The 13,458-nt window shown below is 36.3% G+C and carries 10 protein-coding genes; 9 read left to right on the forward strand and 1 reads right to left on the reverse strand.

Annotated features, from left to right (window positions below; translation table 11 throughout):
* Positions 1-326: 326 nt before the first annotated feature.
* Positions 327-617, reverse strand: coding sequence for a hypothetical protein (locus DIT68_RS09385; protein ID WP_109359540.1), 291 nt, complete (start codon positions 615-617; stop codon positions 327-329).
* A gap of 203 nt (positions 618-820) precedes the next feature.
* Between DIT68_RS09385 and DIT68_RS09390 the strand changes: the two genes are divergently transcribed.
* The 9 genes from DIT68_RS09390 to tatC all read left to right on the forward strand — a co-directional run bounded on the left by DIT68_RS09390 (position 821) and on the right by tatC (position 13,433).
* Positions 821-2,569 (forward strand): AIR synthase-related protein, encoded by a 1,749-nt coding sequence (locus DIT68_RS09390; RefSeq protein ID WP_109359541.1) that lies wholly within the window; start codon positions 821-823, stop codon positions 2,567-2,569.
* Between the two features lie 502 nt (positions 2,570-3,071).
* Entirely contained in the window at positions 3,072-4,157 is a 1,086-nt protein-coding gene (gene trhO / locus DIT68_RS09395) for an oxygen-dependent tRNA uridine(34) hydroxylase TrhO (protein ID WP_109359542.1), read from the forward strand.
* Between the two features lie 918 nt (positions 4,158-5,075).
* The gene (locus DIT68_RS09400) at positions 5,076-5,453 is read left to right on the forward strand and encodes a GxxExxY protein (protein WP_109359543.1); all 378 of its coding nucleotides are present in this window, start codon (positions 5,076-5,078) and stop codon (positions 5,451-5,453) included.
* Between the two features lie 239 nt (positions 5,454-5,692).
* Positions 5,693-6,523, forward strand: a complete 831-nt coding sequence (gene lgt, locus DIT68_RS09410) for a prolipoprotein diacylglyceryl transferase (RefSeq protein ID WP_109359545.1) — start codon at positions 5,693-5,695, stop codon at positions 6,521-6,523.
* 112 nt (positions 6,524-6,635) lie between these two features.
* The gene (locus tag DIT68_RS09415) at positions 6,636-7,592 is read left to right on the forward strand and encodes an NAD(P)H-dependent flavin oxidoreductase (RefSeq protein WP_109359609.1); all 957 of its coding nucleotides are present in this window, start codon (positions 6,636-6,638) and stop codon (positions 7,590-7,592) included.
* On the forward strand, positions 7,592-8,839 hold the full coding sequence (locus tag DIT68_RS09420; protein ID WP_109359546.1) for a M16 family metallopeptidase: 1,248 nt from the start codon (positions 7,592-7,594) through the stop codon (positions 8,837-8,839). The genes DIT68_RS09415 and DIT68_RS09420 overlap by 1 nt, the downstream gene beginning before the upstream one ends.
* Positions 8,829-10,085, forward strand: coding sequence for a M16 family metallopeptidase (locus DIT68_RS09425; RefSeq protein WP_109359547.1), 1,257 nt, complete (start codon positions 8,829-8,831; stop codon positions 10,083-10,085). The genes DIT68_RS09420 and DIT68_RS09425 overlap by 11 nt, the downstream gene beginning before the upstream one ends.
* Before the next feature lie 204 nt (positions 10,086-10,289).
* Entirely contained in the window at positions 10,290-12,347 is a 2,058-nt protein-coding gene (locus DIT68_RS09430) for a T9SS type B sorting domain-containing protein (protein ID WP_109359548.1), read from the forward strand.
* A 288-nt stretch (positions 12,348-12,635) separates the two neighbouring features.
* The gene (gene tatC / locus DIT68_RS09435) at positions 12,636-13,433 is read left to right on the forward strand and encodes a twin-arginine translocase subunit TatC (RefSeq protein ID WP_109359549.1); all 798 of its coding nucleotides are present in this window, start codon (positions 12,636-12,638) and stop codon (positions 13,431-13,433) included.
* Positions 13,434-13,458: the final 25 nt, after the last annotated feature.

Raw genomic sequence — 13,458 nt, forward strand, 5'->3', positions numbered from 1 at the left:
TCGAAACCATTTTAACAACTCGATAAATTTCAAATAAAAAAGCACGACATTCGCCGTGCTTCAAAATTAATCAAACTCTTTGAAAATCACCCTAGATTTATGACAACATTATTGTATTCCTATTTTCTAATTACAGGCTAACTCATTTCTTACAAAAAATCAAACAAAGCACAATTTTCCTACCAAATCGATAGACTTTCGCTGATTACTTTTTTTTCAATCTGCAAAATTTATGTCCCTATTTAACCCTCTAAAAGTATTCTCCTCCCTATCTTACAGATAATTTTAGAACGGTAATTACTCAATCTATGTATAATATTAAGGTATCAAAGGAGTACAATTTTATGAATACTAGAAATTGGCAACCACATCCCTCCTTTCAGACAAATATATTTTAACCCAGTTGCCCAAATAGTCGTTTCTACTTGCTTCAGGCCGTCATCATCCTCAAATACAATCGCCACTTTACCATGGTGTAAGTTACCTAATTTAGTGGCTTCCATCAGGCTTTCCATCAGACCTGCCGATTGCTTTACTTTTGATTCTTTATGAAACTTCAACTGAGGAATAACCTCTTTTTGAACCACTTGTGGTTTCTCATTTATAATTTCTTGCATGGCCTTTGTTTTTAAAATGTTAGAAAAAGTACTCTTTATTCAATTCACTTCCAAATAAATATTTAAATAAATTTCAAATTTTTCTTTGCATGCTGCCCACTTCAATAAAATATACACTTCTCAAAATTGGTTTATGAAAAACAATGCTTAAAAGTCAAGAAAGCAGTTTCTAAATTATTATTTTCGCATGAGAACTGAGAAATATGGGAAATACAATTTTAAAAGCTGCAAGCACAGCAGAAGCTCTAGAACAAGGCTTTACAACAGACACATTTGAGAAATTAACAAAAGACTTAGGCCGGGTACCCACTATCTCGGAAATAAAAATAAGTGGAATGATTTGGCCGCAACTATACTCATCCGAATATTCAGGAAAAGTGGAGTTAGGAAATAACACAAACTATGAATTTAGAGTGAACTCACATTTGAACAACACCCATGATTCATCCAGTTTAATTGCACAAATCAACTCCATCCGTTTGGGTGAACTGTCTAAAAAAGAGAATATATCGTTGACCAAGAAAACCTTGGAAACATTGAGTAAAGAAAACAACATTAATAACGCACCCATCATAGCAAACGATGTATTTTTTGATCAAAACCTTGGTAACTTGCCATTGATTAATACTTTTTCGGTAAAGCGACTTGATTCGAAAAAAGAAACATCTCCTTTAAATCTGAGAGAAATTATCCAATCGGAAGAAACCATTAATTCCATTGCTCAACTTCTAGGCTTGGACCGTAAAAACATCAAAGTCAAAGCGGAAAATATGAATATTCAACTTTTAGATAATGATGAAATATTTGCTACTCTTCCACTGGATTTTTTCAGTAAAAACGAATTTTCTATAAACGAAAATCAAGGCAAAGAGCCTGACTATTTTCTGGAGAACAAAAACTTTGACATCAACCAAATTAAAGAACCTGAAGACCTTAAGGAGCTAGCTTCTTTTTTGCTAAAACAGCCCAACATTGCTTCTAAAAGATGGATTAACGATCAGTTCAACACCTTAAAAAGATCCGCCCCAAAAAAGGTTAGCAAAAATTCTGATGCTGCCATAGAAGATACTAAAGACAGTAAACAATCTATACTGCTATCGGTAAATGGAAACTCGAGATACATAAAAGCAGACCCCTACATTGGAACTGCTTTAGCAATCGCAGAAGCTTCTCGTAACATTATTTGCTCAGGTGGAAGACCTTTGGCCATTAGCGCATGTTTAAACCTTGGAGACCTCGCCAGCCCTGAAACAAAATGGCAACACATTAATATCGAAGAAGCCTTAAGCACTGCAAGTAAAAAGTTTGACGCGCCCGTTGTTGACAAGGTGATATCTTTTAATCGCTTTTCAGAAACTGCGGGTAAAAAGACAGCCATTTCTCCGGCTCCAGCGATAGGCATGCTTGGATTGCTAGAAGAAAAAAATAAAACAATGACCTTTGATTTTAAGCACAAAGGAGACCTGATTTTTATTCTTGGTGAGGCAGTAGAGTGTATTGGAAGTTCAGAATATCTGACAGCATACCATGGCGTAACATCCTCTCCGGCTCCATATTTCGACATGAACAAGGAGTATGAGTTGCATAAAGTATTACAATCCTTAGTTAAAAATGATTTGATCAATGCGGCACATAATTGTTCAATTGGCGGAACTTTTATTGCGCTTACGGAAATGGCAATGCCTAACGAACTTGGATTTGACATTGTTACAGATGCTGAAATCAGAGAAGATGCATTTCTTTTTGGCGAATCGGGTGGAAGAGTTTTGGTGGGAGTAAACGAAAAAAGCGAAGATGCTTTCATAGAGTTCATGATGAATTCTAGAGTAAACTTCACACTCTTGGGTCATGTAACACAAGGAAAACTAGTGGTAGACGATGAACATTTTGGCTTTATACAGGAAGCAAAGAAAAGCTATAATAAAGCCCTTGAAGAGATAATTGAGGGATAAAGCTAGCTTTTCAACAGGCTGGTAAATGAATATTTAAAATGAAAAAGCATTCAAAACATATTTTTTGGATGCTTTTTTTTTACTACCCACTCTTTTCCGAAAAGAATTCATCCAAGACTTTTTCAATTCGATAAGGAGGCACTTTCATTTACTATTACTCAATTCAACCCTTCCGTTTCAGCCTCCTTTTCAAACCCTGAGCCAAACAAAAGTTTCTATCATCTTAGAATATTCTAGAAGCAATAAATACTCGTTTTTCATTTTTAGAGTTAAATCACTAAATCAGAGCAACTAAAAATCATACAACTGACTAAAGTCATAAATCTTAGTCTTTCAGTTTTCGGCAATTCATTATATTTGCAAAATCATTAATCCTATACCGACGTATTTTCTGAATATCTATATTTCAATTTGGCACGCACCTTTAAAGCCTGTGTGCATGAACTAAAAAAGTTGAATAGGAAAGCTAGAAAATGAAATCGGTTTTAAAAATATACATAGCATGCAACTGTGGAATAAATTAAGTAAGGAAGAATTGGTAGAAAAGTTAAAAGAACGCGGAACGAAATTCGTTACGGTATCTTTCTATCAATACGCTTCAATCCCAAACACACAAGTATTTAGAGATCACCTTTTCCAAATGTGGAATAATCTGGGAGTCGTAGGAAGAACTTATGTTGCTTCTGAAGGAATCAATGCTCAAATTGGAGTTCCTGCGGATAAATTCGAGCAATTTAAAAAGGAATTGTATCAGATTTCATTCTTGAATAACATAAGATTAAACATTGCAGTCGACGAAGCAGAGGCAGAATTCCCTTTCTTAAAATTGAAAATTAAAATTCGCCACAAGATTTTGGCAGACGGATTAAATGATGAAACCTTCGACGTAACCAACAAAGGAAAACACCTAAAAGCCACTGAATTTAACGACTTAATCGATGATCCGAATACGATATTGATTGATATGCGAAATCACTACGAAACGGAAGTTGGCCATTTTAAAGGCGCGATTACTCCTGATGTAGACAATTTTAGAGAATCTTTACCTATTATAGAAGACGAAATTCTTGCAGGAAACGAGGACAAAAACATCGTAATGTATTGCACAGGAGGAATACGTTGTGAAAAAGCTTCTGCTTGGTATAAACATAGAGGATTTAAAAACGTACATCAACTAGAAGGTGGAATTATAAAATACGCCAACGATTGTTCTGATAAAGGAATAGAGAATAAGTTTATAGGAAAGAATTTCGTTTTTGATGAAAGACGTGGTGAAAGAATTACAGAAGATATTATTTCTGTTTGTCACCAATGCGGGGAGGCTGCTGATACTCACGTAAATTGCTTAAACGATGCCTGTCATTTACTTTTTATCCAATGTGATAGTTGTAAAGAAAAAATGCAAGGATGTTGTTGTTCAGAATGTCAAGAAGTTTACAATTTGCCGGAAGAAGAGCAACGTGCTTTAAGAAAAGGAAAAGACAACAGCAATAAGATTTTCAAAAAAGGAAGATCTGAGAAGTTGAAGTTTAAAGGGAATAATAAGAAGCCGATCAGAATACCAGAGGCTATTAAGTTGGAGAAGTAAGCGGTAAAATTACGCTGAGATTCGCAAGGTTTTCGCAAAGATTCGTAGAGGCGTGAGCGTGAGGTTTTGGTTACGCGGAGTTTCGCTAAGATTTCGCTAAGATTAGCAAAGAGGTTGTCATGGGATTTATTATTTCGCAAAGAGCGCAATGGGACGTTGAGTTTCGCAGAGGAGTGAGCGTGAGGTTTTGGTTACGCGGAGTTTCGCTAAGTTTTCGCTAAGATTAGCAAAGAGGTTGGTCATGGGGTTTATTATTTCGCAAAGAGCGCAATGGGACGCTGAGTTCGCAGAGGGGGGCTTGAGGTTTTGGTTACGCGGAGTTTCGCCAAGTTTTCGCTAAGATTCGCAGAGAGGTTGGTCATGGGATTTATTGTTTCGCAAAGAGCGCAATGGGACGCTGAGTTTCTTAGAGGCGTGAGCGTGAGGTTTTGGTTACGCGGAGTTTCGCTAAGTTTTCGCTAAGATTAGCAAAGAGGTTGTCATGGGATTTATTATTTCGCAAAGAGCGCAATGGGACGCTGAGTTTCGTAGAGGCGTGAGCGTGAGGTTTTGGTTACGCGGAGTTTCGCTAAGTTTTCGCTAAGATTAGCAAAGAGGTTGGTCATGGGGTTTATTATTTCGCAAAGAGCGCAATGGGACGCTGAGTTTCGTAGAGGCGTGAGCGTGAGGTTTTGGTTACGCGGAGTTTCGCTAAGTTTTCGCTAAGATTAGCAAAGAGGTTTTCATGGGATTTATTGTTTCGCAAAGAGCGCAATGGGACGCTGAGTTTCGTAGAGGGGGAGGCTTGAGTTAAACTTACGCCAAAATGTAAAACACTGATATATGGAAGTCTACAATAATCAAATAATAGTATTTTTTTGAACCTTTTATTCAACATTTTTATTTAACTTAGGTAGAAACTTAAAAACCTAAATCAAAATGACAGAAAATGAAATTTCCTCAATAATTATTGGATGTGCCATCGAGGTTCATAGTGCATTAGGACCAGGACTATTGGAATCAGCATATCAACAATGTTTAATATATGAGCTAGAGAAAATTAGATTAGGAGTTGAAAAAGAAGTAAAAATGCCAATTACCTATAAAGAAATCAGAATACATCAAGGCTATCGTATCGATTTACTCGTTGAGAAAAAAGTAGTTATTGAACTAAAATCCGTTGATTCTATAATTGATGTTCATTATGCCCAATTGCTAACCTACCTGAAATTTGGAGAATATAAACTAGGACTTCTTTTAAACTTTAAAACCAAATTAATGAAACACGGAATTAGAAGAATGGTCAATAATTTATAGCAAATGACCTCATTATCATATCTAAGAGTATTAATAAAACTTAATATATGCACAGCAAAACGTAACTCAACCAAATCTCAGCGTAACTCTCCATAACCCAATCAAACTTCAGTGCACCTCTAAGATATCTCGGCGTAGCTCTGCGTAAACTTTGCGAAACTCCGCGTAATTCTTCAAAAAACTCCCCACTCTTTAATTCAAAAAAAGTATCTTTCGAGAACATTTTAAAAACGCACATTGTGATATTAGGAATTGAATGGAATATGACCTCGCAACTGATTGATGGTTGGAGCACTCCAAATTTATACGGTTTACTTTTTGTTTCAGGTTTAATTATTGGTTTCTACGTCATGAAACGCATTTTCAAGGCTGAGGGAATCCCAGAAGAATGGCTTGATAAACTTTTGATTTACATCGTTGTTGCTACCATCGTAGGAGCGCGTCTCGGACATGTTTTCTTTTACGATTGGCATATTTACCGCGAAAACCCCATAGATATTTTTAAAGTTTGGGAAGGTGGATTAGCCAGCCACGGTGGAGCAATTGCTATTTTAATCGCTCTAATCATCTACAGTAAAGTCGTTACAAAAAGATCTGTTTGGTGGATTTTAGATAGAATTGTGGCACCCATTGCTATTGCTGCATGCTTCATTCGTTTAGGAAACTTGGTGAACCATGAAATTATTGGAAATCCTACGGATATGCCCTGGGGATTCATGTTTATGCATGAAAGCATTGACAATCTAGTTGAAGTAAATGGAGAAATGGTGCATGTTTATCGTCATCCAGCACAGCTCTACGAAGCATTGGCTTATTTACTCAGTTTTTTCATCTTGCTTAGACTCTACTGGAAAACGAATTTAAAAGAGAAAACCGGATTCCTGTTCGGACTTTTCTTGGTTTTCATTTTCGGATGGAGATTTATTATCGAATTTGTGAAAGTTGGTCAAGCAGAAAGAGACGCTGGATTGATTATTAACACTGGTCAATGGTTGAGTATTCCTTTTGTTTTGGCAGGGATAATTATTATGTTGTTGGCTTGGGGGAAGAGGTTGAATACGAAAAAATGATTGATGCAAGGGCGATTTGCAAATCGTAGTACGGACGGTTTGCAAACCGTCCCTACGATTTGCAAATCGACCCTACATGCCTAAAAAAAACAATCAGAAAAAATACAGTTTTATGAAAAATAGAATTACATCATTATTTAATATAGAATATCCGCTCATTCAGGCAGGAATGATTTGGTGTTCGGGTTGGGAATTGGCTTCTGCTGTTTCCAACGCTGGTGGATTAGGAATTATTGGTTCGGGAAGTATGTATCCTGAAATTTTGGATGAACAAATTCAAAAATGTAAGCAAGCCACGGATAAGCCTTTCGCAGTGAATTTGCCAATGCTTTATCCCGATATCGACAAGCACGTTGCGACAATTATTAAGCACAAAGTGCCTATCGTTTTTACTTCTGCTGGAAATCCGAAAACTTGGACAAAACACTTGAAAGAACATGGAATCACTGTTGTTCACGTAGTTTCAAGTGTGAAATTTGCCCTAAAATCTCAAGAAGCAGGAGTTGATGCTATTGTTGCCGAAGGTTTTGAAGCTGGTGGACACAATGGAAAAGACGAAACCACTACTTTTTGCTTAATACCAATGGTTGCTGAAGCGTTGGATATTCCAATTATTGCCGCTGGTGGAATTGGAAACGGAGCTGGAATGCTCGCTGCCATGAACCTTGGAGCTGATGCCGTGCAAATTGGAAGTCGTTTTGTGGCTTCTGAAGAATCTTCTGCGCATATTAATTTCAAAAACACTGTAGTTCAGGCCAAAGAAGGTGATACTATCCTGACTTTAAAAGAAATTACTCCTGTTCGACTGATTAAAAATGCTTTTTATTCGCAAGTGGTTGAAGCCTATAATGAATGCAAAAGCGTTGAAGATTTAGTGACTTTATTGGGTCGTGGAAGAGCGAAAAAAGGAATGTTTGAAGGAGATTTGGAAGAAGGTGAATTAGAAATTGGTCAAGTTTCAGGATTAATTCACAAAATTCTTCCAGCCGCACAAATCGTTGAGGAGATTGTTAATGACTTCAAGACTGCATTAGCAGCGCAAAATACAAATGAAAAATTTAAGTTTTAATGGTAGAATTTGAACGTTTTGAACTTGATAATGGATTGCGTGTAATTTTCCATAAAGATGTTAGCACTCCAATGGCAGTGGTGAACACTTTATATGACGTTGGAGCAAGAGATGAATCTCCAGAAAGAACAGGATTCGCCCATTTATTTGAGCATTTAATGTTTGGAGGTTCTATAAATATTCCAAATTTCGACGGCCCATTGCAAGAAGCGGGTGGATCAAACAATGCTTTTACGAGCAATGACATCACCAATTATTACGATGTTGTTCCAGTACAAAACTTGGAAACAGCTTTATGGCTAGAAAGCGATAGAATGTTGTCTTTGGCTTTCACTGAGAAAAGCTTAGAAGTTCAACGCAGCGTAGTGATTGAGGAGTTCAAACAACGTTATTTGAACCAACCGTACGGAGATTTGTGGTTAGAATTTCGACCATTGGCTTACAAAGTTCATCCTTACCGCTGGGCAACTATCGGAAAGAATATTGAGCACATTCAAGAAGCAACAATGGAAGAGGTGAAAGACTTTTTCAATACGCATTATCACCCTGGAAATGCAATTTTATGTATTGCTGGAAATTTAGAGTTAGACGAGGTAAAAAGACTAGTTCAAAAATGGTATGGTGACATTCCTTCTCGAGAGAAAAAAGTAAGAAAGCTACCTCAAGAACCAAAACAAAACGAGTTCAGAACGAAAACCATAGAAAGAGATGTTCCATCGGACGTTTACACTTACGGATTTAAAATGGCCGGAAAAGGACAAGAAGGATATTACGAAGCCGATTTAATTTCTGATGTTTTAGGAAGAGGAAAGTCTTCTCGTTTATACAAACGTTTGAAAAAAGAATTGGAATTGGTGACAGACATCAATGCCTACGTAATGGGTTCCACAGACACTGGTTTGTTAATGATTTCCATTCACCCGAGTGACGGCGCTACTTTAGCCCAAATAGAAGAAGAACTTTGGAAAATTCTTGATGAATTAAAAATTAATTTAATAGAAAAAAAAGAATTAGAGAAAATCATTAACAAGGTAAAAACAACAAAAGCATTTTCTGAGCAAGGTGTTTTGAACAAAAGTATCGCTTTAGCAATGAATGAATTATTGGACGATGCCAACCTCATCAATACCGAAACCGATTTTTACGAAAAAGTTACAGTTGAAGGCATTCAGAAGTACGCCAATGAAATTTTACAGAAAACCAATTGTACCCAATTGATTATTAAAGCAAAAAAGAATGATGAATAGAACCATTGCACCAGAAACATCAACAGTTACACACATAGATTTTCAATCACCAGAAATAGACACTTTAGCAAACAAGGTGAAGGTTTTCGCCATGCGTAAAACAACGGATGAAACTGTTCGTGTAGATTTCGTTTTTGATGCGGGAAGTTTGAAAACTTCAAAAATTATTGCGCAACTGACTGGTGAGTTACTTTTTTCTGGCTCAGCTGATAAAACAAGCGATGAAATTGAGGAGTCAATTGACAGATTAGGAGGATTTACTGGAGTAGAGATTTCAACTGAAAAAGCCACCATTTCGGCCATTGGATTAAGAGAACACATTGTTTCAATTGCCAAAACAGTGGTTGATGCGATGATTAATGTAAATTTCAATCCAAAGGAAATCAACCAATTACTTCAATCGAAAAAGAAGAAAATGGCGATTAGTTTGGAGAAAGTTTCTACACAAGCCAGACGTGCTTTTTTGAGCGATTTGTTCAGCAATTCACCTTATGGAGATTTAACGCATTTGGAAGATTACGATAAAATTGACCAAAAGGATTTAATAGAATTTCACAAAGAAAAATACCTCAAAGGATTGCAATACATTTCAATTGTTGGCGCAATAAATGAGGAAGGTTTAGATGCAATCAAAGCTTTAGGAAATCAATTCAGCAAGGACGAAGTAACGAAAATTGATTACGATTATAGTTATACGCCAAATAACATTCACGTAGAAAAAGAACAAGCGCTTCAAACTGCAATTCGCGTTGGAAGAGTTTTATTCAACAAGCAACATGAAGATTTCATCAAATTTAGTGTTGTGAATACAATTTTGGGTGGCTACTTCGGAAGTCGATTAATGTCCTCCATTCGCGAAGACAAAGGTTACACTTACGGCATAGGTTCTGGAGTTGCACAACTCAAAGAAACAGGATATTTCTTTATCAGCACAGAAGTTGGAAAAGAATTTAAAGATTTGACTTTAGAAGCGATAAAAGAAGAAATAACGCTGCTGCAAACTGAAGAAGTAAGCGAAAATGAACTTTCATTGGTGAAAAATTACATTATTGGTCAAATACTAGAGCAATCTGATGGAGCACAAGCCATGATGGACAGATTTATTTCTGTAGAAACTTATGGATTGAACTTTTCTTATTATGACCAATTCATCAAAGAAGTAAATGAAATTACTCCGAAAGAAGTGAAAGAATTGGCTGTATTGTATTTGAATTGGGAAGACTTTACGGTGGTGAGTGCTGGGTAGGATGATGGAACGCGGATGACGCGGATTTTCAAACGCGGATAATCACTGATTTATTGGTTGGTTAATTATTGGTGGCTGTTAAATGGGTCACTAAAAATGTAAGAACTTGTAAATAAACCCAAAACAGAATAAAATCTCAATTCTGCAACGAAAAGCCTTACCTTTACGTTATACTATTAGTACATAAAACACGTTTAAACATCAATGCAAAAAGTATTACAATTCTTCACTCTATTTTTATTGCTTGGATTCAATATCCAAATAGCAAGTGCTTTAACTGCGCCAGAAATCACGTGTATTACAACAGCACCAAATGGAGACATCACCATTCATTGGAATACGGTGAATGATCCGAATGGAGAATTTGACAGTTATGATCTTTTTGGAGACGGAGGCGGTTTTTTTAATACTTACCCCAATATTAATACTAACAGTGCCACAATCACCAATCCAGGAGCAGGAACTGTGGATGGCTATTATGTGACAGTAAATTCAAATATTCCCGGAGCTCCTCCTCTATCATCTGATACGCTGAAAAACATTTATTTAAATTTAAACAATCCGGGAAATGGAGAAGCGATTCTGCAATGGAATCAGCCGCACGCAAATCAATTAAGCTCCTTCAATGACTATTTTCACATCTATAAAGAATTTCCAGCTGGAACTTGGATGCTTATCGATTCAGTTTTATACAACACGACAATATACTCCGACACAATTAACGTTTGTGAAGAATTTCTAAGTTATCAAATTATTTTACCCACTTCATATTGCAATTTTACAAGTAATAGTATTGGTGACATTTTCGAAGATAAAATTGTTCCAAGTATTCCTGTAATTACGAATGTCAATATTGACACCTTAACGAATGAAATCACTGTTTCATGGGATGTAAATAGTCAAACTGACACTTACGGTTATGTTGTATACCAAACAGATTTAGCCGGGAATCTTGTTGAAATAGATACCGTTTGGGGAAGACCAAATACAACATTCACCCATTCAGAAAACTTAGCCGACGGACCTTTCGAATATTCAATTGCAGCATTTGACTCTTGTTTCACCACCAATGTTCCGCCCACCTACCAAACTTCAGCAAAGGCATCACCACATACGACAAATCAATTGACCTCCTCTATTGACAAATGTAATAGCTTGGTCAATTTAACTTGGACAGGATATTTGGGATTTGACAGCATCGTAGAGTCAAAGGTTTTTGCAAGTGTCAACAACGGTTCATGGCAAGAAATTGGGCAATCCACAACAAATTCTTACAGTACGAATATAAATTTTGGGGATGAAATGATCATCGCGGTTCAAACAATTTCAGAACAAGGTATAACTTCCTTTTCGAATAAAGACACAGTAAACTTAAGCGCTGGAAACGGGCCAGGAATTTCCTATTTGAGTGTGGCAACAGTGGAAGGAGAAAACACAGTTATCAAACACAGAATTATCAATGGAGATGGCGTAAAGTCTATTCAGTTGGAGCGATTGAATAGCACGTCTCAAGACTTTGTCAAAATTGACGAATCAGTGATGGGAAACAATGCTGAAATTATTTTTACAGATGCTAATGTAGATGTAATGGATAGTTCTTACACCTATCGCACTATAACAATAGATACCTGTGACCAAATTTCTCAAATTTCGAATTTAGGTACTTCTATTCATTTAAAAGTCATCACAAAAGACGACACGGAGCAACATACACTGCAATGGACGCCCTACGAAAATTTCATTGGAACAATTTCTAGCTATAGAGTTTACCGATCAATTGAAGGTGTTTTCGATACGATTCCACTTGCAGTTTTACCCTATAACGAAAGAACTTACACAGACAAAGCTACACCTTTCGCAAAATCTAAAGAGGGAAGAGTTTGTTATTTGGTAGAAGCTGTGGAAGCCAGCAATGCTTACGGACTTCAAGAAACAAGCAGGAGCAATGTGGCCTGCGGGGTAATTGAACCACTTATTTTTATCCCCAATGCTTTTACTGTTGGTGGAAAAAACCCGGTTTTCAAACCAGAAACAAGGCACAGACAATTGAATGATTATCTTTTTGAAATATATGATAGATACGGACGCGTTATATTTTCTACTGCCAATCCTGAAGAAGGCTGGAATGGAAAATTAAAACACCAATCAAGAAATGCAGAAGAGGGCGTTTACGTTTACCGCTTATCCTTAAAAAACGGAAATGGAATTCAAGTAATTCGCCATGGACATGTTACCTTGTTGGATTATAGTGGAGTGAAATAGGTTTATTGACTAGAAAAACCACTTTCTGGATACACCTAATTTTAAAACAACTCCTTCTACAGACTAAGGGAAAAGTGTCTTGACGTATTCATTTTGAAAATAGGATTGACTGAACCAAGCCCAAAGCAATAAAGCTTGAGTATTGCAATCACATCGATGCTCTGATTTCAAAAAAATCGTTTGACACAGCAATCTTTTGGGTGAACGAAGGCGGAGTTAAAAACAAAGAAAACATGTTTTAAATTTAATCGGAAATAAGAAGAAATAACACTATTTTCGCACATAATTATGAATGAAGTAGATAATCAAATGTCCTTCCTCGCTCATCTTGAGGAACTGCGATGGAGAATAGTAAAATCAGTTATTGCAATACTTGTATTTGCGATAGTTGTATGGTTTTTTAAAGAGTGGATAATTCAAAACATCTTCATTTCGATGACGAAGCCAAGTTTTGTTTCTTTTCGTTTTATGTGCGAATATCTAGGTATTTGTTTGGAAGAAATTCCTATAAAATTCCAGTCCAACAAAGTGGGGTCACAATTTTCCACCGCTTTACTCATGTCATTTGTTGGCGGTTTTATCGTTTCTTTTCCTTTTGTTTTCTCTCAATTGTGGGGCTTTGTAAAACCTGGTCTTAGAGTCAATGAAAAGAAAGAAGTAAGCGGAATCACTTTCTTTGTCTCTGTACTATTCCTGTTCGGGGTTATTTTTGGCTATTTAGTTGTAGCTCCTTTATGTATTCAATTTTTCGGGATTTTCTCCTTATCGGCGGAGTTTGAAAATATTTGGATGATTGCTTCGTTTATGTCTTTAATTATTTCAAGCGTCATATTTACAGGACTATTATTTTTACTGCCAATAGTTGTATATATCCTTACTAAAATAGGAATCTTAAATGCGCCATTTTTAAGGAAATATAGAAAGCATTCTATTGTAGGAGTCTTAATTTTATCTGCATTAATAACTCCGCCAGACTTTATTAGTCAGGTTATTGTTTCTATTCCTATCATTCTTCTCTATGAGGTAGGAATATTAATAAGCGCTAGAGTTGAACGAAAAAGATTAAAAGCCGAACTAAAAAAATAACATACTAACACTACTATAAAAAATG

The organism is Brumimicrobium oceani (assembly GCF_003143775.1).
Classification (GTDB): domain Bacteria; phylum Bacteroidota; class Bacteroidia; order Flavobacteriales_D; family Crocinitomicaceae; genus Brumimicrobium; species Brumimicrobium oceani.

Bases quoted from the DNA above. Each gene is read 5' to 3' on its own strand.
- trhO (WP_109359542.1), top strand. From the start codon at position 3,072: ATGCAACTGTGGAATAAATTAAGTAAGGAAGAATTGGTAGAAAAGTTA.
- DIT68_RS09390 (WP_109359541.1), top strand. From the start codon at position 821: ATGGGAAATACAATTTTAAAAGCTGCAAGCACAGCAGAAGCTCTAGAA.
- DIT68_RS09415 (WP_109359609.1), top strand. From the start codon at position 6,636: ATGAAAAATAGAATTACATCATTATTTAATATAGAATATCCGCTCATT.
- DIT68_RS09420 (WP_109359546.1), top strand. From the start codon at position 7,592: ATGGTAGAATTTGAACGTTTTGAACTTGATAATGGATTGCGTGTAATT.
- tatC (WP_109359549.1), top strand. From the start codon at position 12,636: ATGAATGAAGTAGATAATCAAATGTCCTTCCTCGCTCATCTTGAGGAA.
- DIT68_RS09425 (WP_109359547.1), top strand. From the start codon at position 8,829: ATGATGAATAGAACCATTGCACCAGAAACATCAACAGTTACACACATA.
- DIT68_RS09430 (WP_109359548.1), top strand. From the start codon at position 10,290: ATGCAAAAAGTATTACAATTCTTCACTCTATTTTTATTGCTTGGATTC.
- DIT68_RS09385 (WP_109359540.1), bottom strand. From the start codon at position 617: ATGCAAGAAATTATAAATGAGAAACCACAAGTGGTTCAAAAAGAGGTT.
- DIT68_RS09400 (WP_109359543.1), top strand. From the start codon at position 5,076: ATGACAGAAAATGAAATTTCCTCAATAATTATTGGATGTGCCATCGAG.